Source organism: Variovorax sp. 38R (genome assembly GCF_014843395.1).
In the GTDB taxonomy this organism is placed as follows: Bacteria; Pseudomonadota; Gammaproteobacteria; order Burkholderiales; family Burkholderiaceae_C; genus Variovorax; species Variovorax paradoxus_H.
The window spans coordinates 1,596,204-1,622,122 of sequence record NZ_CP062121.1 but is presented as its reverse complement, the minus strand read 5'-3'; the positions used below and the strand labels follow the sequence as shown (position 1 = coordinate 1,622,122).

Genomic DNA, 25,919 nt, shown 5'->3' with positions numbered 1-25,919 from the left:
CAGCACTCGACTGACCGGCCCCGGTCGATTCAGGTTGCAAGCAGATGTTGAAGCACCGCTCTTTGCACCGGCAAGAGGAGCTTCTTCTGCTCGTAGCCGGCGAAGTGCGGATAGCGACAAGGGTCCACCGAAAGTTCACCACCGACAGTGAACGGTGGCGTTGGCAACAGCACGGGGTTGCCCATCCGAGCCAGGTCTTCGACGGACAGCGGACGGCTCAACTGCTCCGTGCCCCGAGGCCAGCCATCGGTGATGACCACGTCCGCTGCTTCCGGCAAGGACGATGAAAAGGCTACGTTCGGAATGAACTCGTGAAAACTCTCATGGCAGACATGCACCAGCGAAAGGCCCATCACGCCGGCCAGCTCGTGCCATGAACGAAACACGTTGGTCGGCGGCCCCAAAAGGCAGATGCGCACCTTCTGGATCGGACCTATGGTTGTTTCGATGAAGTAGGCATCGGTAAGAACTTCGCATGGATGGCCAGCGTTCGACATCGCATTGACGACGGGCCTGCTGGACGAAGCAGCGAACTCCGCGAGGCGTTCGTGGTTCGATTCCCGGATGACGTAGATGTCATAGAACGGGTCGAGATAGCCTGCGAGATCGCACACGCGTTCGCCGGTTTTCAGAAGATTCGGCAGCTCGATGACGGACAGGCTCAGTTCCCGGAACGCCTTCAGGAACGTCGTGCGCGTGCGAATGCCATTTCCTTCGAACGACCAGGCGGCGGTGCCTTGAACGCTCACGTGGGGCAATGCAGCCAGGCGCCAGATCGCGCGAACATCCCCGGGGGCAAGTACTGACAGGCTGATTAGGTTCATGGCTGGGGATGCATCAGAGGTCCTTCCCACCCTATCAGGCGCGGCTATACGCATGAAGCATCGGGCCTGCACTCTCATTGCGGGCGATGTGCAGCAAGATCGCTTGAGGTAGCTCCACTATCGGATGAGTGGCAGTGCGTTTGCAGAAATCGAAAACCTCATCCAGTGGTTCACTGTCATGCCATGTTGTCACGACGAATCGATCCTCAGGAATGTCCTTGAAGGGGAATTGACCCATGTTCGCCCAGTCAACCGAGTCGTCCCACAAAGTGCAGTCCAGCCCCCACGCCATCATGTAGAGGCAGCCGGAATTCACCAACCAGTTGCTGACATCGTCGCGCCACTCAATGGAGACTTCCTCCTCGATGATCACAACAGCCCGAAAGGGGGCCAAGTATCCGATGTTGGGCAGCGTGGCGCCAGGTTGTATATGGAAGTAGACCGGAAGTTCTGGCATGAAATTTAAGAAATAGAGGACTTGAACGACAGGCCCTGCCCGCCGACGCGAACGTCCGGCTGTGGTCGTCAAGAGCCGTTCCCCCTTGATCGTACCGACCCGCCCCGGACGCCTCCCCAGCAAGCAGTGACAATCACCCAATGGCCCAAGGAAAACGAATTTCTTCCGACATTGGAGACGATGCGATCCAAGCGATCAAGGCGTTCGGTGCTGCTGCCAAGCTGGCGCGCACAACGGCTGGCGAAGGCCAGGCCGTTGCTGCCACGCGCTTGGGCGTCCACGTCCAGACGATCGCCCGGATCGAATCGGGTGAGCCGGGCGTTGCCATCGGGCACGTGCTCGGCATGCTGGCGCTCTACGGCATCTCGACCACGTTGCAGCAACCAGCGGAGAACGGCGAGCGCCCCACCGGTCGGCTCGGCTAGGTATCGCCAACGACAGCACGCAGCGACTGCAGCGTGGCCTCGGCCGTTTCGATGCGCCGCTGCAGCTCTTCATTGACCAGCCGCACGAGCGCGCCGAGTTCGATGCGCGTCGGGTACACGTCGTCGGTGTCGTTCACGTGTTGCGGCACGATGAGTTTCTCGATGCACGCATACGCGCGACGCACCGTGTGAAAACTGTCGAGGTCGTCGCAGGCCTGAAGGGCGAGCGATTCGGCACAGAGAGTTGCCTAGGATTCGGGGAGCAAGGGAGCGAGCGCCATCAGGCCTCCAGGAGGTGAGCGCAGAGGTGCTTCGGGAGACCAAGCCCGGCCGCGCCTCCTCAGGCGCAACGGCCGCAGTATAGCCACGCACCTCCACCCCCTTCGCAGCGCAAAACCGGGGATGCCCCTACGACCCGTGCCCCCTCCCCCGATGCTGGAACAATGGGCCGATCTATGGATGGTCTCGATCTCATCAAAACGTTCCGCGAAGTCGCGTTCCGGCGCAGCTTTTCCCGCGCGGCCCTGTCGCTGGGCATGTCCAAGGCGACGGTCAGCCGCTATGTGGCCGAGCTCGAATCGCGCAGCGGCGTGCGCCTGCTCAACCGCTCGACCCGCTCCCTGAGCCTCACCGACGCAGGCGAGGTGCTGCTGGAGCGCAGCACCGAGCTGGTGACGATGGCCGAGAACACGCTCAACGACCTGCAGGCGCACGGCTCGCACCCGCGCGGACGCCTGCGCATGAGCGCGCCGCACGGGCTGATTGCGGGCTGGCTTTCGGACGTGATCGCGGAGTTCATCAAGCTCTACCCCGATGTGTACGTGAGCCTGAATTTCACCAACCACGACATCGACCTGATCGAGGCGGGCATCGACATCCACCTGACGGGCGGGCGCATCGACGACATGAACCTGATCGTGCGCCGGCTGGTGCGCTTCGACATGGTGGTGTGCGCGTCGCCCGCGTACTGGGCGCAGCGCGGCATTCCGCAGGTGCCCGAGGACATGGCCCGGCACGACGTGCTGAGCTATTCGCCGATGCCCACGACGAGCCTGCCTTTTGAAACCGACGGCAAGCCGCACGAGGTGGCGGTGCACAGCCGCATGGAGGCCAACGACGCGGTCGCGCTGATCGAGCTGGCGCTGCGCGGCGTGGGCGTGGCCTACGTGCCCGAGCCGCTGGCGCAGTCGCACCTGGAACGCGGCGCGCTGGTGCCGGTGCTGCGCGACCACATGCCGCACGAGCACTGGCTGTACGCCGCCTACTCGCAGCGCCGCCACAACAGCGCGGCGATGCGCGCGATGCTCGACTTTCTCGAGAAGTCGATGGGGCCGGTGCCCGAGCCCATGCCCGCGGCAGTGCCGGTGGCGCTGCCGGCCTGTCCCGTCAACGCAGCGACCACTGCCGCCGCCATCGCGGCGCGCAACACACCCGTACCCAACGGAAAGGCCCCCTGACCTCATGACCACGCCCGCGCTCCTGATCCGCCCGCCGACACCCGACGACTTCGCCGCCTGGAAGCCGCTCTGGGACGGCTACAACGCCTTCTACGGCCGCGAGGGCCCCACGGCCCTGCCCGACGCGATCACGCAGGTCACATGGCAGCGCTTCTTCGACGCGTACGAGCCGGTGCATGCGCTGGTGGCCGAGCGCGAGGGGCAGCTGGTGGGGCTGGTGCACTACCTGTTCCACCGCAGCACGACGCGCATCGAGCCCACGTGCTACCTGCAGGACTTGTTCACGCAGTCGTCCGAACGCGGCCGGGGCGTGGGCCGCCAGCTCATCCAGGGTGTGTACGACGAGGTGCGGCGCGCAGGCGGGTACCGCGTGTACTGGCAGACGCACACGACCAATGCGGCGGGGCGGATGCTCTACGACAAGGTCGCGAAGCACGAAGGCTTCATCGTCTACGCGTCGATGGTCTGACGCCCGCGCTGAAGATCAGTACTTGATGGTGACGCCGGCCTTCACGCCGGTGTTGGCCTTGCCGTCCGAATGCGCGCCGCCCGAGAAGGAGACGTCGCCCCCGGTCTTGGCACCGACCGAATAGGTGGGCCGCTTGCCGGACGTGTCGGTGCCGGCTTCGAGGGCGCTGCCGTCCGGGCGCTGCACGCCGACCGTGGCGCCGTTGGTGCGGGCCGAGGTTTCGGTGGAGTTCACATTGGGCGCGATGTAGGCCGTGCCGTTGTCGTCGCTGTCGACGGGCACTCTCACGGGCTCCGCGATGGCCACTACGGCCGCTGCGCAGGCAGCCACCCCCAGGAACGCAAGAATCACTCTGTTCATGGGGACCGATGGTGGGTGCAGCGCGTCGTGCGGGCTGTGGGCGTGGCCTCACGGCGCGCGTAGGACGAAGACGGCATCAATGCCATGACAGGTTGAACAGGAAGAACGCCGCCAGCACCCACAAGAGCAGCACGAGGTGCGTGAGCTGCAAGCCATCCTGCCGAATCCAGTAGGCAAACCACAGGCCGCCCAGGTGCATGGCGAAGAGGAAGGCGGCAAACCCGACGAGCCCCAGGTTGAGCCATGGCCGCGCGACGGCCAGGTCACCACCGACGACCAGCGCCGCGCTGCCGGCCCAGAACGCCAGCGCCGCGCCGAACTGCAGCGCCAGCACCACGCACAGCGCCGCGCGATGCAGCGCCACCGAGCGGACGGCCCGCGTGAGCAAGGGCGTGTCGATGGCGGGCTCGACGCGCAACGGCGCCATCGACATCGTGCCGCCGACCGCGAGCACCGAGCCCGCGAGGCCGCGCCAGTTATTGCGCACGGCAATCGAAAGCCACAGCGCCATGCCCAGCGCGTGGAGGGACTGGAACAGCCAGACGGAGGTAGGGAGATTCATCGGGAAGCCTGCGGCGTTAAATATCAAAGATTATTCTTTGATATTGACGCACCCGCCGGTCGGCGGTCAAAGTCCCTCAACGAAGGTCGAACGCAATGAACACCGCCCTCACCCCACCCGGCCCGTCGCCCGAGGCGCTCGAACGCCTGCTGGCCGCGGGCCGCGACGGCGCCCTGCTGCGCATGAGCCTTGCGCTGGCGCATCACCGGCGCGACGACGCACCCACGGCGCTGATGCATGTCGAGAAAGCGCTCGCCTTCGACCCCGAGTTCACGGCCGCGTGGCGGCTGCAGGGCCTGCTCGCGCTGGCGCTCGGCGACGCCGCGAAGGCCGAGGCCTCCTTCGCGCAGGCGCTGGAGGTGGCGCAGCGGCGCGGGGAGCTTCAGCTGGTGAAGGAACTCACCGTGCGGCTGCGGCGCCTGCGCACTCCGAAGCCGCCCGCCGACTGAACGGCCTCAGGCCGCCGCCATCTTCGCCAGCGGATTGAGCCCCGGCTCGCCCACGCGCGTGAGCGTGTTGCGGTCGGTGTGGTGGAAGGGCTCGGCCTGGCCCTGGATCTGCATCACGGTGTCCTGGTCGTACGACCAGGTGCCGTCGGCGTTGATCTTCACCGTGATGTTCCACGCCAGCGTGGTGAAGGCGCGCTCGATGAACGGGTTCGACACGATGCCGTTCACCAGGCTGCCGTGCTCGGCGCTGAGCGTGAACTGCGTGTCGCCGGGGTTCACGCGCCCGCTGGCCATGGCCACCTGTCCGCGCGGAATGGCCAGCGTGTGGAACACGGTGCCGGTGGCCGGCTCCCACAGCCAGTAGCCGACCTGGTCGTGGTACATCTTGGTGAGGCCGGGCTTGTGGATGTAGGTGTGATAGCGCAGGCCGTACAGCAGCTGCGGGCCGTTGGTCTGCGCGTCGATAGGCTCCAGCTCGTAGTGCTCCACGTACACCTGCGTCTTCGGGCCCTCTTTCTTCGGCTTGACGTCGACGCCCTTCATGCCCTCCCAGATGCCCGCCATCGGCCGCAACGGACCGAGGTTGGCGAGCGTGTCGGGATCGGCCGGGGGTTCGGTGTAGATGTCTTCGGGTGTGGTCATGGTGTTGGTCGTGGGAGAAAGAAAACGGAGAGAAGCTTTTCGGTTCTGATTCTGCTTGAGCACCGCAGCGGTTAGGTCGTCAGAGCGTGTCCCACACCTGCACGAGCCCGACGAGGTGCACCACGCCGTACACGAAGCACACGAGCGAGCTCCACACCCAGAAGGCGTTGAGTCGGCGCCGGTCGAACAGCCACATCGCCACGGCGACGAGCCCGCGCAGCAGGTACACGGCAGTGATGGCAGGCAGCACCAGCGCCTGCGAGGGCAACGGCTGCAGCACGCCGGCGCCCGCGAGCGCGTAGGCGGCCCACACGCCCAACATGCCGGCGATGACCAGCGTGACGGCCACGGGGTACAGGTGGCCGGCCTCGGCGCTCGCGGCCATGCGCTCGCCCGCGCCGAAGAAGCGGTACCAGGACGGACCGCCGAAGATGACGCACACATGCAAGAGCGCGGCGATGGCGCTCAGCACGGCGCCGGCGATCAGGAAGAGGTTGGGGGTCACGCAGGCTTTCTCATGAGGTCAGAGCAGATCGTCGCGCGCGCGGACGGCCTCGCGCACCGGGCCGAACGCGCCGAAGCGCACGGGCAGGCCGCTGAGGGCTTCCACGCGCTGCACCCACTCGGATGCGCTGGCGACGGGGTGCGGGTCGTACAGGGGCTGGGCGCCTTCCAGCAGGCGGGTCAGCGCGTGCTGGTGGTCGAGGTCGGGCGCGTCGCTCAGGGGCAGCGACGACAGCGTGTGGCCGTCGGCGCTGCGGTAGCCGGTGCACCAGCGCAGATCGGCGTTCGCGACCGCGTCGAGGTGGCTGGCGAGCAGGCCGTCGAGTGGCCCGGCGGCGGCGAGCGCGTAGCGCAGCAGCACCGCATCAGGATGGCCACGGCGGAATGCGCCCTGCCAGCCCTCGTCGACGTTGTGCGGCTCGGCCAGCTGCTCATCGAGCCTATGGTCGTGCGTGGGCAGCGGACCGGCGCCATGCCGCGTGAGGTGGCTGCGCAGCACGCCCAGGTGCTGCACGGGCGCCGCGATGCCCGCATCGCGCAGCACCGCTTCGACGGCGGCGGTGGAGACGGTGCTCCAGGTCGTGTGCGGATGAAAGCCGCGCCACTCGTCGAGCAGCACACCCTGCGCGCCTTCGAACAGCACGGTGCCGGGGCGCGCGAGCCGTTCGCCGATGGTGTCGGCACTCGCAGGTGGCGACTGGCGCAGGCAGGGCTGCACAGCGTCGAGCCAACGTTGTGCGAGCGAAGCGTCGGCGAGCACGGCCAGCTCTTGCGCGGCGTCGGCCGACGAAGACCGCACGTTCGCGAACTCGCAGTGCAGCGCCAGGCGCAAGGCTTCTAGTTTGTCGAGCGTGCGCGCAGAGTGAACCAGATCGCCGTAGTGCAGCGTCGTTTCAGGCGCTGCCAGCGCTTGCCGCACGGTCTCGCCCACGCCGACGCCGCAGCTGCCATGCGCCGCCGCGCCGCGTGCCCATTCGCGCAAACGACCGGCAGCCTGATGAAACGGCGTGGTCACACAGCAGCGCGCATCGACGAACAGACGCGCGAAGGCGTCCGGCACGCCCGCGCGCTGCAGCACCTCGGCCTCGACGCGCAACGCGGTCGGGTGCACCACCACCGGGCTCGCAAGCACGGTCGCCACGCCGGCATGGAAACTGCCCGCGCCGAACTGCGAGAAGGTGTGGTGACGGCCGTCGGCCAGCACCACGTTGTGGCCGGCCTGCGCGCCGCCGTTGAAGCGCACGACGGTGTGGGCGCCCCAGGCGCCGCACAGGAAGTCGGTGAAGCGGCCCTTGCCGCAGTCGCCGAAGCCGAGGCCGAGCAGCGAGACGTAGCGCGTGGAAGTCAATGGCAAGTGGTCAGCCGAAGAGCCGCTTCCACCACGAACTGCGCGCGCCGTTGCCCGCGACGGGTGTGGCGCGGCGCGGTGCGGTCGGGTCGAGCAGCGCGGCGTAGCCGTCGAGCGCGTGCAGCACGCCGCCGACCCGCTCCTTGGCCATGCCGGTCGCGCCCATCACGCGGGCCAGCGCGTCGAGGTTGGGCACGGCCTTCTCGGTGAGTGCGACGATGCCGGCGGCCACGGCGCAGGCGTCGTCGGGCGAGTCCATGCAGATCACGTGGTCGCCGAGCAGCTCGCGCCAGCGCGGCTCGCAGCGGCGGCGGCGTTGCGCATCGGGAATCAAAAAGAACAGGTGCGTGGTCTCGGCCGCGGCAGCGATGACCTCTTCGATGGGAATGTCCTCGTCGAGCTTCTCGCCGATGAGCCCTTCGACCTGGTGGCGCGACACGGCCGGGTACGGCAACTCGTCGCCGGTCACGAACAGGTAGCCGCGCTTCTTGCGCTTCACCCAGCAGTCCATGTCGGTGTGCTGCGCCATCACGTAGAAGGCGAGCTCGTAGCTTTCTTCGCCGCTGCCCCCGCCGCCGCCTTCGAGGTAGCTCCAGGTGAGCCACTGGTCCATGAGGTTGGCGGTCGACTCGAACTGGCCCACCTGCAGCGGCGCCTGGTCGGAGGTGGCGTCGCCGATGGCCATGAACAGCAGCTGGGGGTCGGCCACGCCGCAGTCGGTCAGCAGCTTCATGAAGGTGGGCAGCTCGCGGCGCGCGAGGGTCTGCGGGATGTCGCCCATCGAGCCGGTGACGTCGAGCGCGAACACGATGCCCAGCGAGTTCGGGTGGTCGGCGTTGTCGCGCGACTCGCGCACCTTGAGCCCCTGCGGGTTCATGAGCATGTGCGTGGCGGTCTGCGTGAAGACCTCGCTGCCGGACTTGGCGGCACGGTCGGCCACGATGGCCGCGTGGGCGGCGTGCGAATAATTTCCGTAACCCATGGAGGTGCTCCTTCGTGCGGGAAAAAGTGAAAGGCTGGATGGCCGCTGGCTAGCGAACCGGCGTCGGGTCGAAATGAACAAAGCGCGGCGGCCCGAAGGCCTCGCGCGAGGCGGCCGACAACGCCTGCTCGATGCCCTGCGCGCCCAAGCGCTCGCAGGCGATGGCGTCGTCGCCGCATTCACGCAGCAAGGCTGCGAGCGGTCCGGGCACGGCGCTATCGGACAACAGCGCACGCACGCTGCGCGCCGACGCCATCAGGTCGCGCCCGATGGCACCGCCGGACACGTCCTGCTGCGCCTGTGACCAGCCGATGAGCAGCACGCCATGGTCACGCGGATGCACGAGCGCATGCGCGGGCGTGAGCGCGCGGTGCGTCCAGCCGGCGCCGTGCACGAAGGACAGCACCTCGAGCATGCGCCGCCAGAGCCAGACGGCATGGCGCGCGTCGATGCCCTGCGGGCTGTTGGCTTGCTGCACCTCTTGCAGGCTGCCCCAGAAACCGGTCGGGTGGCGCAGCACGAGCGCCTGCCGCTCGCCGTCGCCGAGGCCCTGCGTCACGCCCAGGCCCAGCGGCTGCGGCAGCCGCCGCGTGAAGTAGGCCGCGCCGGCCACCGACAGGGCTTGCAGCGCCTGCAGCACGGCGGCTTCGCGCGCCAGCACGGCGTCGCCGGCCGCGTCGCGCGCGAGCTTGATCGTCACGCGCTCGGGCAGCGCGCCGAGCCGCTCGGCGAGCAGCACCTCGCTGTGCTCGCCTTGGCCCAGCGGTGCAAGCACGCGGTAGTGCGCGCCGCGCCATTGCAGCAGGCGGCCGGTGTCGGTGAGTTGCGGCGCATTGGCGCGTCGCCACGCGGCGCGAAAGCTCTCGCGCTCGACGGTTTCGGTGCCGCGCGTGATGGTGGCGCCGCAGTAGCCGCAGTTGACGGTGCGCCAGCGCGCCGCGCGCGGCAGCGGGGCCGAGCATTGGGGGCAACTCAGTGCAAGCAGCGACAGCATGGCCGCGCCCTCCTCTTCAGTTCTCTTGCGGCGAGGCCGGGTCCGGCGAGGCCAGGATGCGGTCGATGCGGCGCCCTTCGAGCGCCACGATCTCGAAGCACCAGCCCGCGCAGTCGATGTGCTCGCCCACGGCGGGCAGGTGGCCCGACACGGACATCAGCAGGCCGGCCACGGTGTTGTAGCGCCCGCGTTCTTCATCGGGCAGCTCGCGGATGCCCAGGCGCGCGCGCAGTTCCGACACGGGCATGAGACCGTCGAGCTCCCACACGCCGTCGGCGCGCTGGTGGGCCCAGGCGTCGGCCTGCATGCCGGGCTGCAGTTCGCCGGTGATGGCTTCGAGCAGGTCGCGCGGGGTCATGAGGCCCTGCACCACGCCGTACTCGTCGACCACGAACACGAGCCGGCCGGCGCGCGTGCGGAACTGCTCGAGCAGCTCCATGCCGGTGAGCGTCTCGGGCACGAACACGGCGGGCGTGGCCTCCTGGCCCACCACGCCGTCGTGCGCGGAGCCCAGGCGCAGCAGGTGCGCCACGCTGATCACGCCGACCACGTCGTCCAGCGAGTTGCGGCACACGGGGTACCACGAGTGCACGAGGTTGAGCGCCGCGGCGTCGGCCACCTTCTGCAGCGCTTGCGCGACGGTGTTGGAGGCGTCGAGCCATTCGATGTCGGCGCGCGGAATCATGAGCGACGACAGGCGGCGGTCGTCCAGGTGGAACACGTTGCGCACCATCTGGTGCTCGTGCTGTTCGATGACGCCGGCGTCCACGCCTTCTTCGAGGCTGGCCGAAATTTCTTCTTCAGTGACCGAGCGCGCGGCGTTGGCGTCGATGCGCAGCAGCTTCAGTGTGGTGGCGGTGGCACCGGCCAGCAACCACACGAAGGGCTTGGCGCCCTTGGCCAGGCCGCGCATGGGGCGCGCCACGAAGCGCGCCACCGGCTCGGGGTACAGCTGGCCGATGCGCTTGGGCACCAGCTCGCCGAAGATGATGGTGAAGAAGGTGATGCAGGTCACCACCAGCGCGGTCGACGCGATGCTGGCGGTGCCGGCGCCCATGCCGACGCTTTCCATCCACACGGCGAGCGGCCCCGCGAAGGCGGCCTCGCCGACGATGCCGCTGAGCATGCCGATGGACGTGATGCCGATCTGCACGGTCGAGAGGAATTGCGTGGGCGATTCCATCAACTTCAGCGCGGCCTCAGCCCCAGTGTCCCCCGTTTCGGCCAAGGCCGCGAGGCGTGCGCGGCGGCTGGTGGAAAGGGCCATTTCGGACATTGCGAACACCGCATTGAGGGTGGTCAGCAAGGCCAGCAGGAAGACATCCATGAACAGGGGGAGAGAATGAGGGAATGTCACTTTACTGTATCGGCGACGTCCAGGGCTGCGATGCCCCCCTGGGCCGGCTGCTCGACAAGATCGATTTCTCCCCCAGCCGCGACACCCTCGTGGTGCTCGGCGACCTGGTCAACCGGGGCCCCGATTCGGCCGCGGTGCTGCGCCGCCTGCAGGGCTATGGCGCCTCGGCGCTGAGCGTGCTGGGCAACCACGACCTGCACCTGCTGGGGGTGGCGCACGGCGTGCGCAAGGGCGGCCGCAAGGACACGGTGGCCGACCTGCTGGCCGCACCCGACAGCGAGGCGATGCTCGACTGGCTGCGCGCGCAGCACATGGCGCTGCACATGCAGATCGGCGGTGGCGACCTGCTGATGGTCCACGCGGGCGTGCTGCCGCAGTGGACGGTCGGCGAGACGCTCGCATTGGCGTCAGAGGTCGAGTCGGTGCTGCGCGGCCCCGCGCTGGGCGACTTCCTGCACGAGATGTACGGCAACACGCCCAACCACTGGGACGACGCACTCACGGGCCATGCGCGGCTGCGCGTGATCGTCAATGCGCTGACGCGGCTGCGCTACTGCACGCCCGAGGGTGTGATGGAGTTCGAGAGCAAGGACGGCGCGATTCCCGGCCCCGAGGGCTTCCTGCCGTGGTTCGACGTGCCGGGTCGCAAGACCGCCGCGACCACCGTCGCCTTCGGCCATTGGTCGACGCTGGGCTGGCTCTCGCGGCCCGACCTGCTGTCGACCGACACGGGCTGCGTGTGGGGCGGCTGCCTGAGCGCGGTGCGCTTCGGCGCGACGCTGGATGAACGCGAGCTGATCCAGGAGAAGTGCGAACAGGCGCAGAAGCCCGGCAAAGGGTCTTGACGACCGCCCGCACGGCTCGAACTCAGAACCCGTGCGTCATCAGCGCGTAGACCGTCTGCACGCCGGTCATGTAGTTGCCCATGCGCAGGTTCTCGTTCGCCGCATGCTGGTTGTTGTCGGCGTTCACCAGCGGAATGATCGCAAACGGCACCTGCAGCACGCGCACGATTTCCGCCGTCGGCACGGTGCCGCCCATCATGCGGATGCGCACCGGCTCGGGCGTGGTGCCGAAGGTGTCGGTCAGCGCCTTGTAGGCCCACTGGCCGATCGGTGAATTGATCGGCGAGCCCGCCGCGTCGGCGCCCTCGCTGCGGTAGCTGAAGCTCGCGATCTTGTCGTAGCGGGCGCGCTCGTCGTCGGTCGGCGCACCCTTCACGAGGTGGTAGCCCTGCTTGACGATGTGCGCCTCGATGAGCTTGCCCAGGTAGGGCGCGTCGGAGTCGGGCGTGGTGCGCAGGTCCATCTCGGCCTCGGCCTTGTCGGGGACGATGTTCGCCACCTTGTCGCCCACGGCCGCCGAAGCCATGCCGCGCACGTTCAGCGACGGGTACTGCATCGCCTCCTGGTAGTTGGCGCCGACCTTGTCGGTGCGGGCGATGCCCAGGCGGCGCTTGAGCGCGGCCTCGTCGTCGGGCACGGCGGCCATGATCTGGCGGTCGGCCTCGCCGATCTTCACGCGGTCGTAGTAGCCGGGCACGGTGACGCGCCCCGTGTCGTCCTTCATCGTGGCCAGCAGGCTGGCCAGCCGCTGGGCCGGGTTGGGCGCGTAGTTGCCGTAGTGCCCGCTGTGCAGCGGCACCTTGGCGCCGTACACGGTGAGCCGCGCATCGGCCGCACCGCGGTTGCCGAACACCAGCGTGGGCCGGTTGGTGGCGTGCATGGGGCCGTCGTGGATCACGATGGCGTCGCTGCGCAGCAGCTCGCGGTGCGCCTGCATGACCTCGCTGATCGACGGCGAGCCTTTTTCTTCCTCGCTGTCGAGGATCACCTTCACGTTGACCGCCGGCTGGCCGCCGCCAGCTTTCAGCGCATCGATGGCCGCCAGCAGCATCATGATCGGGCCTTTGTCGTCCGCCGAGGCCCGGCCGAACACGCGCCACTCGGGATCGAGCGGGCCGCTGAAGAGTGGGGCCGAATCGATCTCTTCCCACTCGCCCTTGTCCGTCTTGCGCTTGAGCACGGGCGTCCACGGGCTCTTTTGAGCCCACTGCGCGGGAATCACCGGCTGGCCGTCGAGGTGCATGTAGAACAGCACCGTCTTTCGCGCGGGGTCGTTGCCCGGGAACTCGGCGTAGAGCATCGGCTTGCCGCTGTTGGGCAACTGCTTCGTCGTGAAGCCGCGCTTGCGGAAGGCCTGCTCCAGCCAGTCGACGTTCTTGCGGATGTCTTCCGGCACGGTGGCGTCGTTGGGCAGGGCCAGCAGTTCGAAGTACTCGCGGTAGGTGCCCTGCGCATGGCGCTCGGCCAGGGCCGGCGAGAGTTCGGCCGACTGCGCAAGGCCGTGGCCCAGCAGCAGGAAGGCCGTGGGCACCAGTGCGATCAGGCGACGGGGAAAGCGGGGAGAACGAGTGGGCATGGATGGCAGCGCAGAAGGGAGCAGAACGAGGAACGGGGTGTCTGCGCAGCATAAAAAGCGGGCACCTTTTCAACAATTGCTATTTTCTTGAGCTACCTTTGCGTTTCCTGCAAACCTCGCATCACCTCATCCCCTCCCCTATGCCCAGCCGCCGCCTGCAGGAAACCTCGCTGCGCTACTTCCTCGAAGTGGCCCGCACCGGCTCGCTCACCGAGGCCGCCGCGCGGCTGAGCGTCAGCATCTCGGCCGTCAGCCGCCAGGTGGCCGCGCTCGAAACCCTGGTGGGCGAGCCGCTGTTCGAGCGCCGCCCGCGCGGCATGGTGCCCAGTGCCGCGGGCGAACTGCTGGCGGCGCACGCCCTGCGCGGCGCGTTGGAGGCCGAGCGCGTGCTGTCGGACATCCAGGCGCTGCAGGGGCCGCTGAGCGGGCGCGTGCGCATCGCCTGCTCCTCGGGCTTCGCCAACGAGTTCCTGCCGCGCACCATCGCGGCGTTCCGGGTGCAGTACCCGGGCGTTCGCTTCCGGCTCGATGCCACCGGCCCGACGCAGGTGAGCGATGCCGTGCTGCTCGGCGAGGCGGACATCGGCCTCACCTACAGCCGCGCGGCCGTGCGCGGCATCCGGGTCGAGCATCGCCAGCCGGCGTCGGTGTTCGTGATCATGCGGCCCGACCATGCGCTGGCGAAGTCGCGCAGCGTGACGCTGGCGCAGATGCATCCCTTTCCCATCGCACTCAGCAGCCCCGAGAACACGGTGCGCCAGCTGTTCGACGTGGGCTGCAGCAACCGCGGCCTCGTGTTCGAACCCGTGCTGGTCAGCAACCGCTTCGAGGCGATCGCCAATTTCGTGCTGCAGGACGGCGGCCTGGGCATCACGGGCGAGATCACGGTGCGCGACCGCCTGCAGCGCGGCGACCTGGTGGCGGCCGAGATCCGCGAGCCCGGCATGCGCGGGCGATCGGTCGAGCTGCAGACGCTGGCCGACCGCACGCTGCCGGAGGTGGTGCGGACCTTCCTGGCCTACCTGCGCGAGCAGTTGCCGGCGCCGGGCGCGCGCGCGGCGGCGAAAAAAACGCGGGGCACGTCGGACGTACGGGCCCCGCGCCCCCTCACTTCGCCGCGAACGGCAGCGTGATCTCGAAGGTGATGCCGAGGCCGGTCTTGCCGACGCCGCGCTGCGAGCTGAAGTACAGGCGCGTGCCGTCGGGCGAGAGCGCCGGGCCGGTGACCTCGCTGTCGTCGTGGCCCTCCAGGCGCACCAGCGGCTGCGAGGTGCCGGCCTCGATGCGCAGCACGCCGATCTCGAGGTTGCCCGCGTCCTCTGCCACCAGGATGTCGCCGAGCGCGGAGATCGTCAGGTTGTCGGGCTCGTCGATCGAATGCGTGGCGGGGTCCTTGTCCTTGCCGTCGTAGATCACCTCGAGGGTTTCGTTCTGCGTGTCGTAGGCCCAGATGCGCGCATTGAACGAGGTCACGAAGTACACGATGCCGGCAAAGAACCAGATGCCCTCGGCCTTGGTGAAGATGGCGCCCGGCGGCGTGAAGCCCGCGGTGCGCATCCCGCTGCGCACCGTCGATTGCGCCTTGTCGGCGTTGATCACGTCCAGCCACTCCACGGGCTGCGGCTTGGTGTAGTCCTTGAGCGCCGCCTGGGCCGGTGCGGCCAGGTCGAGGTCGTTCGCGATGTCCTTGACCTTCAGCACCTGCAGCCGGCCGGCCTTCATCGCGGCGCGGTCGGCGCCCTCGGGCCAGTCGGTGGCATCGCAGACAAAGCGGTAGACGCGGCCGCCCGAGGCGTCTTCGGTGAGGTAGAGCGTCTTGTGGACCGGGTCGACGCACACGGCCTCGTGCGCGAAGAGCCCCAGCGCGGGCAGGCTCGGCGCGCTGCTGGCGTCCACCCAGGGCTTGGCGGGATCGCATTCCCAGACCTTGCCGCTGGCGTGTTCCTCGCATGACAGCCAGGTGTTCCAAGGCGTGGGACCGCCGGCGCAGTTCGTCGTCGTGCCTTTCAGGATCGGGTACGCATCGACCAACGTGCCGTTCTTGTCGAAGCGCAATGCGCCGACGCCGCCGCCGTTCGCCTTGATTTCCGAGTTGCTGACGTAGATCCAGCCGCCGTCGGAGCCCGGGTACACGGCGCCGCCGTCCGGTGCGCCGTGCCACGTGTAGCCGCTCGCGGCCACGCTGCCCGACCGGGCGACGATGCGCGAGCTGAACCCCTTGGGCAGCATGACGCCGTTGGCATCGGCGGGCTGCAGCTCGGAGAACTCGGCGAACGGGCTCTTCTTGACGGGCGGCTCGACCGGTGCGGGCGCCGGAGCCGGTGCGTCCGGCGCAGGCGGCGGACTCGGCGGCAGGCCCGCCAGGGGCGGGAAGCCGACCGCACCGCCACCACCGCCGCCGCAGGCAGCTAGAAAGGCCGGCAGCGTCACGGCGCCTGCGGTCGCAAAGGAGCGTTGCAGGAAGGCGCGGCGCTGGGGAAGGTCGAGGGGAATGGTGGGGAATGGCGAGCGGGGCTGCGTGGTGTCGGTCATGTTCTTTTCATCGGAGAAGTCAGTCGGTGGTCAGCTTGTGTGACGCAGCGATTCTTCTCAGGCCCGATGGCAGAACGGTGACAGTGGACAGGCGTGATGGCGATCACGCCGATACCGGCCGCGCGCCCTTTCGGACGCGCGCCGCGAGCGGGCCCCGCTCAGTTGCGAGCGGGGGTGGACACCGGAAACCGGATCACCCGCCGCTCCGTCGCACCCGACGGCCGCAGCAGCCCGCGCTGCGTCGCCTCGTGCACGGCCTGCGTGCGCGAATGGACCGACAACTTGCGGTAGATGCTCTTGATCTGGCTGGCGACGGTGCTGTCGGAGCGGTGCAGCGCTTCGGCCACGCGCCGGTTGCTCCAGCCCTGGGCCACGAGTTCGAGCACCTTGAGTTCGCGCGGCGAGAGCAGACCCTCGTCGCAGGGCGCTTCGCGCGCCCCGTCGAGCCCAAGCGCTTCCAGCGCAGCGTCCTCGATGCCGCAAAGAATCTGCCGCGCCGTGCGCGCGGCCGCCCACACGTCGCCGCGCTCGACCGCCGCCATCAGGTTGGCCAGCTCCAGCTGGTTGGCCTGGGCAAAGAGCCGCGCGGCGGCGTTCGCGGCCACGGCGGGGCTCAGGGGCGACCTGTCGTCCAGTTCCGAAATGGCACGCAGCTCGGCGCTTCCTTTGGACATGTCAATGCTCGCTCGGTCGGTCAACGCTCAGGGGGAAAAAGAGAAATTCGCGTCCCGACGGAATGCAATTGCCATGCGGGATGCCTGCGGTGAGCCTGAGGGCGCTTTGTAAACAGCCTTGACCATCCGTCTCAGTTCTTGGGAGAATTCCGCTAAATATGTGATTTTTTAACGCTTAGTTAGTACTAATTGGCGGAACAGACCGCCACAAGCCTTGGCGCTGCTCCGACCTCGCCCATGACATCCAGCGCCGCCACGGCCCCCGAACGCCCCCTCTCTCCCCCGGGCGTGGCGCACAGCCACTTCGATGTGCATGCGGAACCGCCCGACCGGCAGTTCCTGGCCTGGCGCGCGCGCGTCGGCCATGTGATGGACGCGCTGCCCTCGCCCGACGTGCTCGAGCGCCCGTTCCACGCCGCGATCGACCGCTACGACGTGGGCGGCCTTGTCTTCACCGAGTGCCGCTCCGACGCGCTGGTGATGGAGCGCTCGCTGGCGCGCGTGTCGACCGACAGCGTGCGCGACTTCGCCTTCCATGTGTTCGAGCACGGCGGCATGCACGACGTGCGGGTGCGCGCCGCGCCGCGCGCCCTGCGCAAGGGCGAACCACCGCCGGCACCTGCCGGCACGGCCACCATCCTCGCGCTGGACATGAATCAGCCGGTGCGCATGCGGCGCAGCGACTGTCGCGTTCACACCTTCTTCGTGCCGGGCGCGCTGGTGCAGGAAACCTTCCCCGACCCCGAGGCCCTGCACGGCCGCATGCTCGCCTGCACCACGCCGCTGGCGCGGCTGGCGGCCGCGCACGCGATCTCGCTGGCGCGCCACCTCAGCGGCATGACGCCGGCGGCGGCCCAGAGTTCGGTGCGCACGGGGGCGCAGCTGGTGGTGTCGGCCTTCGGCAAGCAGGCGGGCTTCGGCGGCAATGCGCGCGCGGCGGCACGCGCCGCCATGTTCGACCAGGTGCGCCGCCATGTGCAGACCCACCTGCACCGCGCCGACCTCACGCCCGAGAGCGTGCTCGCCGCACTGCAGCTGCCGCGCCCCACGCTGTACCGCATGTTCCAGCACGAAGGCGGGCTGGGCAGCTACATCCGCAGCCTGCGGCTGCGCCAGGCGGCGAGCGACCTGGCGCGCTATCCGCACGTGATGGTGACCGACATCGCCTACGGCGCGGGCTTTGGCAGCGCCTCGGATTTCAGCCGCGCCTTCCGCCGCACCTACGGCATCGCGCCGCAGGACTTCCGCGTGCAGGCGCTCGAAAGGCGTTTCTAGGCCGCCGTACCAAAGCCCGTGTCGAACGTGCCCTTCACGTCGAGCGGCTGCTTGATGAGCCCCACCTGACGGTAGAAATCGGCCGTGCCCTGCTGATCGGCGATGACTTGCGCGTCGATGGCAATCCACTGCTGCTGGCGGCGCTCGAACTGCAGCTTCGCCGCCTCGGGCGGAATGCCGATGATGCGTGCGAGCGTGGCCGAAAACGCATCGACATTGCGGTACGACCAGCGCTGCGCCTTCACCACGCGCTGCAGAAAGTCCTGCAGCACCGGCCGTTTGGCGGCAATGGCGGCATCGGTCGCCGCGAGGTAGCTCAGCCCCGGCAGCAGGCCGCGTCCGCTGACCAGCACGCGCGCATGGCGGCTGATTTCGGCCAGCGCGGTGTAGGGCTCCCACGTGGCCCACGCATCGACCGAGCCTTGGGTGAGCGCGAGCTTGGCGTCGGCCGGCGCAAGGAAGCGGATGTTCACGTCCTCGGGCTTCAGGCCCGCCTCGGTGATCGCCTTGAGCGTGACGTAGTGGCCGATGGAGCCGCGGTTGGTGGCGATGCTCTTGCCCTTGAGCTCGGCGGCAGTCTTGAGCGGTGAATCGGGCCGCACCAGCACCGCCGTGCCGTAGGCGTCGGAGCGGTTCGCGCCGATGGCCTTGACGCGCGTGCCGGCCGCGAGCGCGAAGATCAACGGCGCATCGCCGATCGGGCCCGAATCGACCGCGCCCGCGTTAAGCGCTTCGGCCAGCGGCGCGGCGGCCGGGAACTCCGACCACTGGATGTCGTAGCCGAGCCCTTCGAGCCCGCCCGCCGCTTCGAGCAGCGCGCGCAGCCCGCCCTTCTGGTCGCCGGCCTTGAGCACCGGGCGGCCCTGGGCGCGGACGAAGGCAGGCAAGGTGGCGGTCGTGGCAGCGGCAAGACCGCCGGCAAGCAGTTGGCGGCGCGATCGGTCGAGGTGCGAGGTCATGGTTTGTTCTCCGAGTGAAGCGATGAAAAAAGGAAATCAGTGGATGAAGCCGCCCTTGACGAAGCGCACCGGCTCGGCGTCCATGCGGGCGATGAGCGCGCCCAGGCCGTCGAGCGGCAGCACTGCCCCCTTCGCCGAGGCAGCCGGTGGGCTGTCGCTGCGGCACAGCAGGTCGTCGTCGGACCATCCGGCCTGCCCCGGCAGGCCGCGCACGCGCAACCAGCCGTCGCGGTCGGCGATGAGCTGCATGCCCGCGAGCTGGTCGGTGCCTGCAATGAGTGCCAGCGCCTCCCACGCGGCCGGTGAATCGGCGACGCAATCGGCGGTGGCGTTCGTTGCCTCCGACGCAGGCGGCAGCAGCTGCACCGTCACCAAGCGCGGGTCTTCGCTCGGCGCGACGGTGCCCGCCACGACGCGCACACGCTGCCCGCGCCAATGCGCGAGCGACCGAGGCGCCTGCGCGCCGCAGCGCACCGCGATGTCGGGCAGGCCGACAGGCTGCGGCCAGTGGCCCAGCGCGCGCAGGCTCTGACCCGCACCCTGCGCCTTCATGTAATCGATGAGCGCCCAGGCATCGGCCGCGTCGAGCGCGCCACCGAAGCCGGGCATGGTGGCCGTGCCGTGAAGCACACGCCAGAGCAGGTCGCCATCGGCGCGGCGCCACAGCAACGGGCCCGTGAGGTTCGGCGGCCACATGGCCAGCGAGGCAGCAAGCGGCCCTTCGCCCTTGCCGTCAGCGCCGTGGCAGCTCACGCAATGCTGCGCGTAGAGCACGCGCCCCTGCGCGATGGACGCGGCTGTGAAGCCCGTCGGCGACGCCTGGAAACTCGTCGGCGTCGCAGGCACGAGCACGACGTTCGCATGGGGCCACGGCGCGACGATCAACAGCATCGGCACCAGCGCGAGCAGGTACCAGCGCGGGCGCCGCCAGACCAGCGCGACCAACAGCAGCAGCACAGCAATGCCGACGCACACCAGCGTCCACGCGAGGCTGCGCGCTTGCCCCAAATCGATCAACAGGTTTTCGCCCGACAGCCGGCGCGCCCACGGCCACGCCGGCTGGCCGTGCGCCTGCTGCGCAAGGCCGAGCGCATCGAGCACGCGCAGCAGCTGCAGTTGGGCGCCCTGAAGCAGGCCGATCAGCAGGTTGAGCCAATCGGCCTCGGGCTTGCTGTTCATGTCACCAGGTGGCGTCGAGCCCCAAGTGGCGCAGCGCTTCGTGGCGCAGTTCAGCAAGACGCGCGTGCCCGCGATGGCGCGGGTACGGCAGGTCGACCACGAGTTCCGCCGCGATGCGCGCCGGCCGGTCGCTCAGCACGATCACCCGGTTCGCGAGGAACAGCGCCTCTTCCACGTCGTGCGTCACCAGCAGCGCCGAGAAGCCCGCGCGCTGCCACAGGTTGACCAGCTCGCTCTGCATCGCGATGCGCGTGAGCGAGTCGAGCTTGCCCAGCGGCTCGTCGAGCACCAGCAGCTGCGGGTCGTTGACCAGCGCACGCGCCAGCGCCACGCGCTGCGCCATGCCGCCCGAGAGCTGGTGCGGAAAGGCTTTGGCGAAGTCGGTGAGACCGACGAGCTTCAGCGCCTCGTCGACGCGCCCGCGCTGCGCCTTGAGCACGCCACGCGCCTGCAGGCCGAGCGCCACGTTGTCCCACACGCTGCGCCAGGGGTAGAGCGTCGGGTCTTGAAACACGACGATGCGCGACGGGTCGGGCCGCGTGATGGGTGCGCCGTCTTGCGTGATGCGACCGGCCGTGGCGGGCTCCAGCCCGGCCACGAGGCGCAGCAACGTCGACTTGCCGCAGCCGCTCGGCCCGAGCAGCGCGACGAACTCGCCAGGCTTCACGCCAAGGTCGATGTCGTCGAGCACCTGCAGCGGACCCGCCGGCACATCGAACCAGTGGCTCACGCCGTGGATGTCGATCTGCGCGCCGGCCTGGCGCACACCCGCTTCAGCTTCAACGGTGGCTACCATTTCACGGTCCCCTTCTGCCACGACAGCACGCGGTCGCGCACCTTGAACAGCAGCGTGATCAGGCCCGAGCACAGCAGCGCCATGACGATCAGCGCGGCGTACATGTTCGAATACGACGCCCAGCCCTGCGCCCACGAAAGATAGAAGCCCAGCCCGGCCTTCACGCCCATCATCTCGGCCGTCACCAGCACCGAGAACGCGGCGCCGAGCCCCATGAACAGGCCCACGAACACCTGCGGCAGCGCGGCGGGAATCGCCACGCGCAGCACCAGGAAGCGTTCGCTCGCGCCCATGGTGCGCGCCACGTCGTAGTAGTTGCGGTTGACGCCCGCCACGCCCGACCACGTCAGCACCGCCACCGGAAAGCCCGTCGCCAGCGCGATGAGGAACACGGCCGCCGCGTAGCTCGACGGAAAGAAGAAGAACGCCAGCGGCAGCAGCGCCGAGGCCGGCACCGGCCCCACGAAGCGCAGCACCGGGTGCACCCAGTAGCCCGCGATGCGCGACCAGCCGATGGTCACGCCCGTGAGAAAGCCCGCGAGCGCGCCCAGCACGAAGCCGTGGGCGAGCAGCCGTGCCGAATGCGCCAGGCTTTCACCGAGGCGGCGCCAGTCGTCGATGTACGTTTCGATGAGGCTCTGCGGCGGCGCGAAGAACGGCGTGGGCAGCAGCGCGAGCTTGGCCGTCGCGATCTCCCAGATGGCGAACAGCACCGGCAGCGCGACCAGCCACGGTCCGGCCGGCCGCAGCGTGCGCGCCACGCGGCCCGCGCGCGTGCCGAGCAGCGCCACGAGCAGCAGCGCTGCGCCGATGGCGATGGCAGCGATGCCGAACTCGTCGGTGTAGGCCCAGTCGTTGAAGCCCACGGCCTTGTTGGGCCAGTAGACGGTGAGCAGGCCCAGCGCGACCCAGCCCGCGCTCGCGAGTGCGCCGGTCCGCCAGAAGTCTTCAGCGGGGCGTGCGAACACCGAAGCCGGCGCGGCCTTTTCGATGCCAGGGCGACGCCAGCTTCCCGGCGCTTGCGGCGGTGCTTCCAGCACCCGATCAATGACGGCGCTCATGCCAGCGGATCGAAAGACACGTGCTCGGCGAAGCGCGCCGGGTCGGTGGTCTTCTTCAGCACGCCGACGCTGCGGAAGTCGCGCGCATAGAACTCCACCTCGTTGCGCAGGTTCTTGCCCAGCGGGTGGTGGTTGTGCGTGAGCGTGCCCAGCAGCGCGCGCAGGTCTTCGACCGGCACCTTGGGCGAGTACTTGGCGAAGAGCTTGGCCGACTCGTTCGGGTTCTCGGCCACGTAGTCGGAGGCCTGCGCGATGGCACGCACCAGCGAGGCCACCGTCGCCTTGTCCTTGCGCACCAGCTCGCCGCGCGCGCCGACGATGCAGCAGACCTTGTCCTTGTACTCGCCCGAGAGGTTGCTCGCGAGCTCGACGAAGGTGCCCTGGTTGCGCTTCTCGATGAGGTACACGTTCGGGTCGCCGTCGGCAATGGCGTGGATCTCGCCCTTCTTCACCGCGATGTCGAGCAGGTCGGCCGGGTACTGGCGCCAGGTGACGTCGCGGTCGGCGTCGATGCCGTTCTTCGCCAGCAGGATCGAGAAGAAGTTCTTGCCCGGGCTCGCGATGTCCGACACGCCGATGATCTTGCCCTTGAGGCTCGCCAGGCTGGTAGCGCCCGCGGCCTTGGCGCCCACGAGGCGCACGCAGCCGCCGTGCGAGCTGCCGACGATCTTCACGTCGAAGCCCGATTCGAGCGGCTTGAGCCAGCGGTGGATCATGCCCACGGCCGCGTCGGCCTTGGCGGTGGCCAGCGACTCCAGCAGCTGGTCGGTCGAGCCCGTGTAGTTGACGAGGTCCACCTGCAGGCCGTTGCGCTCGAAGTAGCCGCGCTCCTGCGCCACCACCACGGGCGAAAGGCAGAACGCGGCGGCGTTCCAGGCAAAGGTGAGCTTGCGCGCCTGCTGCGAGAAGGCCTGCGAGGCAATGAGGCCGCCCGAGGCGACCACGGCGGCGGCAGCGCCGGTGCGCAGCACGCTGCGGCGGGAAAGGGATGCGTTCATCGGGGAAAGGCTCCGGGGGTTCGTCGTCGTCAAAGCAGGAGTTCGGGTTCGGCCTCGACCAGGCCTTCGTACAGGCTGTCGAAGGAATGGATGGCGCCTTCGGGCCCGCCGATCTGGCCGTGCGTGTGGCGCGCGGTGGCCTCGTCGATCGGCTGCGGCGTGCCGGCGGCCTCGGCCAGCAATTGCGTGTGGCAGGCGTTGTCCAGCGCGATGTACCACCACGAGGCGGCCTCCACGGTGGGGCCCGCCGTCAGGATGCCGTGGTTCTTGAGAATCGCGCCCTTTTTGTCGCCCAGCGCGCGGGCGATGCGATCGCCCTCGCTGGTGTCGACCACCATGCCGGTGAAGTCGTCGAACAGCGCCACGTCGTCGTGGAACACGCAGGCGTCTTGCGTGAGCGTGTCGAGCTTGCGGCCCAGCGTGGACCAGGCCTTGCCGTAGGTCGAGTGCGTGTGGGCCGCGGCCACGATGTTCAGGTTGTGCTCGTGGATCGCGGCGTGGATGGCGAAGGCGGCCTTGTTGAGCGGCCGGTCGCCGACGACCGTCTCGCCTTTCGAATTGACGAGCAGCAAGTCGGACACCTTGATGCGCGAGAAGTGCACGCCCAGCGGGTTGACCCAGAAGTGATCGGTCAGCTCGGGGTCGCGCGCCGTGATGTGGCCGGCCAGGCCCTGCGCGAAGCCGAAGCGCGCGAACAGGCGGAAGGCGCCTGCGAGGCGCTCCTGCCGGTGGCGGCGCTCGGCCTGCACGGTGGGGCGCGGCGGGATGGGGTCGAACCAGTGCTTCTGCTGCGGGTTCGCGTGGAGCTTCAGCGGCTGGAGGGTGTGGCGGTCGATAGAGAGAACGGCACTCATCGGATTCCTCGTGTTCGGTTTTTGGTTTTTGCTCCTTCCCCCTCTGGGGGAAGGCTGGGATGGGGGCACGACGGCATCAAAGCCATGACGGTGTTCGAGGCCGCTTGCCCCCACCCCTGCCCTCCCCCAGAGGGGGAGGGAGAAAGACACATCAGGCCGCCTTGCGAATGGAAGCTGCGCGCTGCGCAACCAGTTCACGCGTGCGCGGAATCAGCTCACGCCCATAGTCCGTCGCGTCTTCCAGCGGATCGAAACCGCGGATCAGGAAGGTCGTCACGCCGAGGTCGTAGTAATCGAGCAGCGCATCGGCGACCTGCTCGGGCGTGCCGACCAGCGCGGTGCTGTTGGAGCGCCCGCCAATCTCTTGCGCGACCGCCGTCCACAGCCGTTTGTCGAGCCGCGAGCCCTTCTCCGCCGCAGCCAGCAGGCGCTTGGCCCCTTCACTCTGCTGCGGCCCGCCGCGGTTGTAGCCCTGCACAACGCGCAGGCGCTTCGTCTCCGCCAGGATGTTCTCGGCGCGCGCCCATGCGGCGTCTTCGGTTGCCGCGAGGATCGGCCGGAACGACACCGAGAAGCGCACGCTGCGCCCATGCTTGGCCGCCTCGGCGCGCACGCGGGTCGTGAGTTCGCGCGCCTGGTCGAGCGATTCGCCCCACAGCGCGTACACATCGGCGTACTTGCCTGCGACCGGAATCGCGGCCTCCGACGCCCCGCCGAAGTACACGGGCACATGCGGCTTGCCGTTGCGCGTCTGCACCGGCTTCACTTCGGAGAACGCGTTCTGGAAGCGGTAGTGCGCGCCTTCGTGGTCGAAGGGCTTCTCTGCCGTCCACACCTTGTGCAGCACCTCGAGGTATTCGTCGGTGCGGGCGTAGCGCTGGTCGTGGTCGAGCCAGTCGCCGTCGCGCTGCTGCTCTTCGTCGGAGCCGCCCGAGATGTAGTGCACGCCGAGCCGGCCGCCGCTGAACTGGTCGAGCGATGCGAACTGGCGCGCCGCGAGCGTCGGCGCCACGAAGCCCGGACGGTGCGCGAGCATGAAGTGGATGCGCTCGGTCACCGAGGCCGCGTAGGCCACCGTGAGCGTGGCATCGGGGCTGGTCGAATGGTGCGGCACCAGCACGCGGTCGAAGCCGGCGTTTTCGTGCGCCTGCGCGAAGGCGCGCACGTAGTCGCGGTCGAGGGCAGGGCCCTTGGCGGCGTGGATCTCCGAGACCTTCTGGCCCTGGATCATGCCGATGAATTCAACGTCGTTCTGGCTCATGGTGTCCTCGTGGATGCGGATGGAATGAAGGGGTCAGGCGGCGGGCAGCCGCAGCAGGTTTTCGAAGCGGCGGTCCCACAGCGGCTTCACATCGGCGGGGCCGTCGAGCACGCCGATCTTCTGGAAGGTGTCGGCCACGTCCTGGTGGCTGCGCACCACGGCGTCGGTGACGGGGCCGAGGCTGTAGTCGCCGCTGCGGCCGTTGAACAGCTCGACGATGTCGCCCACGGGCACGCGCGTCTCGGCCGACTGCGCACGGGCATAGGCCAGGAAGTTGCCGTTGATCCAGGCGAACGCGCGCTGCAGGCGCTGCAGCAGGTCGCCCAGCGCCGCACGGCGCAGCGTGTCGTCGAGCGCGCGCGGGTTGGCATAAATGGGGAAGTTGCCCGACAGATAACCCACGCCGGTCTTGAGCGTGCGCGCGCCGTACTGGGTGCGCGCGAGCTGGCCGTTGTAGCCGTAGATGGCCCAGGCATCGAGGTCGCCGCGTGCGAAGGCCGAGAGGCCGTCGGCCGGTGTCAGGCTCACGGGCTGGATGTCGGCGAACGACAGCCCCGCCTCGGCCAGCTGCTTGGCCAGGTAGTAGTGCGAGGTGGTGGCGCGCACATAGCCCACGCGCTTGCCCTTGAGGTCGGCAATGCTGCGGATGGCCGAGTCCTTGCGCGCCAGCGTGGCTTGGTTGTTGAGGTCTTCGTGCGTCACGGCCACGAGCCGAACGCTCGACTTCTGCCGCGCCGCGAACACCGGCGGGATCTCGCTGCCCGAGCCCAGGTCGAGCGCATCGCCGTTGATGGCCTCGATGTGCAGCACGCCGTTGTTGAGTTCGCGCCAGTCGATCTTGTAAGGAGTGTCGGCCTGGCCCGAGGCCGTGAGCAGCGGGCGCCACAGGCCCTTGTAGGTGGCCACGCGCAGTGTCACGCCCGACAGGTTGGACGGGTCACGCGACGGCGCGGCGGCCTGCGCCACGCCCGACGCAGCCACGCCCCATGCGGCGGCGGCCTGCAGCAGGCGGCGGCGGTCCAGCGGGAAATCGGGTGTCATGCCTTGTGTTCTTTCTTCTTCACTCACGCTCGAGGAGA

Annotated in this window: 29 protein-coding genes; 7 read left to right on the top strand and 22 right to left on the bottom strand. The window is 68.8% G+C overall.

The window, feature by feature from the left end; translation table 11 throughout:
- Positions 1–29: 29 nt before the first annotated feature.
- Entirely contained in the window at positions 30–824 is a 795-nt protein-coding gene (locus IG196_RS07140; RefSeq protein WP_192195577.1) for an ornithine carbamoyltransferase, read from the bottom strand.
- 34 nt (positions 825–858) lie between these two features.
- Positions 859–1,353 carry a hypothetical protein gene (locus IG196_RS07135; RefSeq protein ID WP_225616949.1) on the bottom strand — a complete coding sequence of 165 codons (495 nt, stop codon included), beginning with the start codon at positions 1,351–1,353 and terminating at the stop codon, positions 859–861.
- 68 nt (positions 1,354–1,421) lie between these two features.
- On the opposite strand from IG196_RS07135, the gene IG196_RS07130 reads away from it, so the two are divergent.
- The gene (locus IG196_RS07130) at positions 1,422–1,706 is read left to right on the top strand and encodes a helix-turn-helix domain-containing protein (RefSeq protein ID WP_192195576.1); all 285 of its coding nucleotides are present in this window, start codon (positions 1,422–1,424) and stop codon (positions 1,704–1,706) included.
- Here the strand turns inward: IG196_RS07130 and IG196_RS07125 are convergent.
- Positions 1,703–1,855, bottom strand: coding sequence for a hypothetical protein (locus tag IG196_RS07125; protein WP_225616948.1), 153 nt, complete (start codon positions 1,853–1,855; stop codon positions 1,703–1,705). The genes IG196_RS07130 and IG196_RS07125 overlap by 4 nt on opposite strands.
- Positions 1,856–2,161: 306 nt before the next feature.
- Between IG196_RS07125 and IG196_RS07120 the strand changes: the two genes are divergently transcribed.
- Together IG196_RS07120 and IG196_RS07115 are read left to right on the top strand one after the other, a co-directional pair.
- Positions 2,162–3,163 (top strand): LysR family transcriptional regulator, encoded by a 1,002-nt coding sequence (locus IG196_RS07120; RefSeq protein ID WP_192195574.1) that lies wholly within the window; start codon positions 2,162–2,164, stop codon positions 3,161–3,163.
- A 4-nt stretch (positions 3,164–3,167) separates the two neighbouring features.
- Positions 3,168–3,632 (top strand): GNAT family N-acetyltransferase, encoded by a 465-nt coding sequence (locus IG196_RS07115; RefSeq protein ID WP_192195573.1) that lies wholly within the window; start codon positions 3,168–3,170, stop codon positions 3,630–3,632.
- A 15-nt stretch (positions 3,633–3,647) separates the two neighbouring features.
- Here IG196_RS07115 and IG196_RS07110 read toward each other — a convergent pair whose 3' ends face one another.
- Together IG196_RS07110 and IG196_RS07105 are read right to left on the bottom strand one after the other, a co-directional pair.
- The gene (locus IG196_RS07110) at positions 3,648–3,992 is read right to left on the bottom strand and encodes a hypothetical protein (RefSeq protein ID WP_192195572.1); all 345 of its coding nucleotides are present in this window, start codon (positions 3,990–3,992) and stop codon (positions 3,648–3,650) included.
- Positions 3,993–4,068: 76 nt separating this feature from the next.
- The gene (locus IG196_RS07105; protein ID WP_192195571.1) at positions 4,069–4,554 is read right to left on the bottom strand and encodes a DUF2165 family protein; all 486 of its coding nucleotides are present in this window, start codon (positions 4,552–4,554) and stop codon (positions 4,069–4,071) included.
- 95 nt (positions 4,555–4,649) lie between these two features.
- Here IG196_RS07105 and IG196_RS07100 point away from each other — a divergent pair, with 95 nt between their 5' ends.
- Positions 4,650–5,003, top strand: coding sequence for a hypothetical protein (locus IG196_RS07100; protein WP_192195570.1), 354 nt, complete (start codon positions 4,650–4,652; stop codon positions 5,001–5,003).
- 6 nt (positions 5,004–5,009) lie between these two features.
- On the opposite strand, the gene IG196_RS07095 is transcribed toward IG196_RS07100, so the two are convergent.
- From IG196_RS07095 to IG196_RS07070, 6 genes are all read right to left on the bottom strand, one after another.
- Positions 5,010–5,645: an FABP family protein gene (locus IG196_RS07095; protein ID WP_192195569.1), complete on the bottom strand. Its 636-nt coding sequence runs from the start codon at positions 5,643–5,645 to the stop codon at positions 5,010–5,012.
- 79 nt (positions 5,646–5,724) lie between these two features.
- Positions 5,725–6,150 carry a hypothetical protein gene (locus tag IG196_RS07090; protein WP_192195568.1) on the bottom strand — a complete coding sequence of 142 codons (426 nt, stop codon included), beginning with the start codon at positions 6,148–6,150 and terminating at the stop codon, positions 5,725–5,727.
- Between the two features lie 18 nt (positions 6,151–6,168).
- Positions 6,169–7,503: an adenylosuccinate synthetase gene (locus IG196_RS07085; protein WP_225616947.1), complete on the bottom strand. Its 1,335-nt coding sequence runs from the start codon at positions 7,501–7,503 to the stop codon at positions 6,169–6,171.
- A 4-nt stretch (positions 7,504–7,507) separates the two neighbouring features.
- Entirely contained in the window at positions 7,508–8,479 is a 972-nt protein-coding gene (locus IG196_RS07080; protein WP_101492639.1) for a hypothetical protein, read from the bottom strand.
- 49 nt (positions 8,480–8,528) lie between these two features.
- Positions 8,529–9,473 carry a protein kinase family protein gene (locus tag IG196_RS07075; RefSeq protein ID WP_192195567.1) on the bottom strand — a complete coding sequence of 315 codons (945 nt, stop codon included), beginning with the start codon at positions 9,471–9,473 and terminating at the stop codon, positions 8,529–8,531.
- 16 nt (positions 9,474–9,489) lie between these two features.
- Entirely contained in the window at positions 9,490–10,800 is a 1,311-nt protein-coding gene (locus tag IG196_RS07070) for a hemolysin family protein (protein ID WP_101492641.1), read from the bottom strand.
- 23 nt (positions 10,801–10,823) lie between these two features.
- On the opposite strand from IG196_RS07070, the gene IG196_RS07065 reads away from it, so the two are divergent.
- On the top strand, positions 10,824–11,675 hold the full coding sequence (locus IG196_RS07065; RefSeq protein ID WP_192195566.1) for a symmetrical bis(5'-nucleosyl)-tetraphosphatase: 852 nt from the start codon (positions 10,824–10,826) through the stop codon (positions 11,673–11,675).
- 22 nt (positions 11,676–11,697) lie between these two features.
- Here the strand turns inward: IG196_RS07065 and IG196_RS07060 are convergent, their stop codons facing one another.
- The gene (locus IG196_RS07060; RefSeq protein WP_192195565.1) at positions 11,698–13,251 is read right to left on the bottom strand and encodes a M20/M25/M40 family metallo-hydrolase; all 1,554 of its coding nucleotides are present in this window, start codon (positions 13,249–13,251) and stop codon (positions 11,698–11,700) included.
- A gap of 140 nt (positions 13,252–13,391) precedes the next feature.
- Between IG196_RS07060 and IG196_RS07055 the strand changes: the two genes are divergently transcribed.
- Entirely contained in the window at positions 13,392–14,384 is a 993-nt protein-coding gene (locus tag IG196_RS07055) for a LysR family transcriptional regulator (protein WP_192195564.1), read from the top strand.
- Here the strand turns inward: IG196_RS07055 and IG196_RS07050 are convergent.
- Together IG196_RS07050 and IG196_RS07045 are read right to left on the bottom strand one after the other, a co-directional pair.
- The gene (locus IG196_RS07050; protein WP_192195563.1) at positions 14,359–15,783 is read right to left on the bottom strand and encodes an alkaline phosphatase PhoX; all 1,425 of its coding nucleotides are present in this window, start codon (positions 15,781–15,783) and stop codon (positions 14,359–14,361) included. The two genes, IG196_RS07055 and IG196_RS07050, sit on opposite strands and share 26 nt — an antisense overlap.
- A gap of 158 nt (positions 15,784–15,941) precedes the next feature.
- Positions 15,942–16,457: a response regulator transcription factor gene (locus IG196_RS07045; protein WP_192195562.1), complete on the bottom strand. Its 516-nt coding sequence runs from the start codon at positions 16,455–16,457 to the stop codon at positions 15,942–15,944.
- A gap of 237 nt (positions 16,458–16,694) precedes the next feature.
- Here IG196_RS07045 and IG196_RS07040 point away from each other — a divergent pair, with 237 nt between their 5' ends.
- Positions 16,695–17,732 (top strand): AraC family transcriptional regulator, encoded by a 1,038-nt coding sequence (locus tag IG196_RS07040; RefSeq protein WP_192195561.1) that lies wholly within the window; start codon positions 16,695–16,697, stop codon positions 17,730–17,732.
- Here the strand turns inward: IG196_RS07040 and IG196_RS07035 are convergent.
- The 8 genes from IG196_RS07035 to IG196_RS07000 form a co-directional block, all read right to left on the bottom strand.
- Positions 17,729–18,691: an ABC transporter substrate-binding protein gene (locus IG196_RS07035; RefSeq protein WP_192195560.1), complete on the bottom strand. Its 963-nt coding sequence runs from the start codon at positions 18,689–18,691 to the stop codon at positions 17,729–17,731. The genes IG196_RS07040 and IG196_RS07035 overlap by 4 nt on opposite strands.
- Positions 18,692–18,727: 36 nt before the next feature.
- Positions 18,728–19,870 carry a c-type cytochrome gene (locus IG196_RS07030; RefSeq protein ID WP_192195559.1) on the bottom strand — a complete coding sequence of 381 codons (1,143 nt, stop codon included), beginning with the start codon at positions 19,868–19,870 and terminating at the stop codon, positions 18,728–18,730.
- 1 nt (position 19,871) lies between these two features.
- Entirely contained in the window at positions 19,872–20,666 is a 795-nt protein-coding gene (locus IG196_RS07025) for an ABC transporter ATP-binding protein (RefSeq protein ID WP_192195558.1), read from the bottom strand.
- On the bottom strand, positions 20,660–21,727 hold the full coding sequence (locus IG196_RS07020; protein WP_192195557.1) for an ABC transporter permease: 1,068 nt from the start codon (positions 21,725–21,727) through the stop codon (positions 20,660–20,662). The genes IG196_RS07025 and IG196_RS07020 overlap by 7 nt, the downstream gene beginning before the upstream one ends.
- A complete protein-coding gene (locus IG196_RS07015; protein ID WP_192195556.1) occupies positions 21,724–22,725 on the bottom strand; it encodes an ABC transporter substrate-binding protein in 1,002 nt (333 codons plus the stop codon). Before IG196_RS07015 ends, IG196_RS07020 begins: the two co-directional genes overlap by 4 nt.
- A 29-nt stretch (positions 22,726–22,754) precedes the next feature.
- Positions 22,755–23,579, bottom strand: coding sequence for a class II aldolase/adducin family protein (locus IG196_RS07010; RefSeq protein ID WP_192195555.1), 825 nt, complete (start codon positions 23,577–23,579; stop codon positions 22,755–22,757).
- Positions 23,580–23,730: 151 nt separating this feature from the next.
- On the bottom strand, positions 23,731–24,840 hold the full coding sequence (locus tag IG196_RS07005) for an LLM class flavin-dependent oxidoreductase (RefSeq protein ID WP_192195554.1): 1,110 nt from the start codon (positions 24,838–24,840) through the stop codon (positions 23,731–23,733).
- Between the two features lie 33 nt (positions 24,841–24,873).
- A complete protein-coding gene (locus tag IG196_RS07000) occupies positions 24,874–25,881 on the bottom strand; it encodes an ABC transporter substrate-binding protein (RefSeq protein ID WP_192195553.1) in 1,008 nt (335 codons plus the stop codon).
- Between the last annotated feature and the right edge of the window lie 38 nt (positions 25,882–25,919).

Coding starts and splice junctions, on each gene's coding strand:
- IG196_RS07140 (WP_192195577.1), bottom strand. CDS start 824: ATGAACCTAATCAGCCTGTCAGTACTTGCCCCCGGGGATGTTCGCGCG.
- IG196_RS07130 (WP_192195576.1), top strand. CDS start 1,422: ATGGCCCAAGGAAAACGAATTTCTTCCGACATTGGAGACGATGCGATC.
- IG196_RS07120 (WP_192195574.1), top strand. CDS start 2,162: ATGGATGGTCTCGATCTCATCAAAACGTTCCGCGAAGTCGCGTTCCGG.
- IG196_RS07115 (WP_192195573.1), top strand. CDS start 3,168: ATGACCACGCCCGCGCTCCTGATCCGCCCGCCGACACCCGACGACTTC.
- IG196_RS07110 (WP_192195572.1), bottom strand. CDS start 3,992: ATGAACAGAGTGATTCTTGCGTTCCTGGGGGTGGCTGCCTGCGCAGCG.
- IG196_RS07105 (WP_192195571.1), bottom strand. CDS start 4,554: ATGAATCTCCCTACCTCCGTCTGGCTGTTCCAGTCCCTCCACGCGCTG.
- IG196_RS07100 (WP_192195570.1), top strand. CDS start 4,650: ATGAACACCGCCCTCACCCCACCCGGCCCGTCGCCCGAGGCGCTCGAA.
- IG196_RS07095 (WP_192195569.1), bottom strand. CDS start 5,645: ATGACCACACCCGAAGACATCTACACCGAACCCCCGGCCGATCCCGAC.
- IG196_RS07080 (WP_101492639.1), bottom strand. CDS start 8,479: ATGGGTTACGGAAATTATTCGCACGCCGCCCACGCGGCCATCGTGGCC.
- IG196_RS07075 (WP_192195567.1), bottom strand. CDS start 9,473: ATGCTGTCGCTGCTTGCACTGAGTTGCCCCCAATGCTCGGCCCCGCTG.
- IG196_RS07070 (WP_101492641.1), bottom strand. CDS start 10,800: ATGGATGTCTTCCTGCTGGCCTTGCTGACCACCCTCAATGCGGTGTTC.
- IG196_RS07065 (WP_192195566.1), top strand. CDS start 10,824: ATGTCACTTTACTGTATCGGCGACGTCCAGGGCTGCGATGCCCCCCTG.
- IG196_RS07060 (WP_192195565.1), bottom strand. CDS start 13,251: ATGCCCACTCGTTCTCCCCGCTTTCCCCGTCGCCTGATCGCACTGGTG.
- IG196_RS07055 (WP_192195564.1), top strand. CDS start 13,392: ATGCCCAGCCGCCGCCTGCAGGAAACCTCGCTGCGCTACTTCCTCGAA.
- IG196_RS07050 (WP_192195563.1), bottom strand. CDS start 15,783: ATGACCGACACCACGCAGCCCCGCTCGCCATTCCCCACCATTCCCCTC.
- IG196_RS07045 (WP_192195562.1), bottom strand. CDS start 16,457: ATGTCCAAAGGAAGCGCCGAGCTGCGTGCCATTTCGGAACTGGACGAC.
- IG196_RS07040 (WP_192195561.1), top strand. CDS start 16,695: ATGACATCCAGCGCCGCCACGGCCCCCGAACGCCCCCTCTCTCCCCCG.
- IG196_RS07035 (WP_192195560.1), bottom strand. CDS start 18,691: ATGACCTCGCACCTCGACCGATCGCGCCGCCAACTGCTTGCCGGCGGT.
- IG196_RS07030 (WP_192195559.1), bottom strand. CDS start 19,870: ATGAACAGCAAGCCCGAGGCCGATTGGCTCAACCTGCTGATCGGCCTG.
- IG196_RS07025 (WP_192195558.1), bottom strand. CDS start 20,666: ATGGTAGCCACCGTTGAAGCTGAAGCGGGTGTGCGCCAGGCCGGCGCG.
- IG196_RS07020 (WP_192195557.1), bottom strand. CDS start 21,727: ATGAGCGCCGTCATTGATCGGGTGCTGGAAGCACCGCCGCAAGCGCCG.
- IG196_RS07015 (WP_192195556.1), bottom strand. CDS start 22,725: ATGAACGCATCCCTTTCCCGCCGCAGCGTGCTGCGCACCGGCGCTGCC.
- IG196_RS07010 (WP_192195555.1), bottom strand. CDS start 23,579: ATGAGTGCCGTTCTCTCTATCGACCGCCACACCCTCCAGCCGCTGAAG.
- IG196_RS07005 (WP_192195554.1), bottom strand. CDS start 24,840: ATGAGCCAGAACGACGTTGAATTCATCGGCATGATCCAGGGCCAGAAG.
- IG196_RS07000 (WP_192195553.1), bottom strand. CDS start 25,881: ATGACACCCGATTTCCCGCTGGACCGCCGCCGCCTGCTGCAGGCCGCC.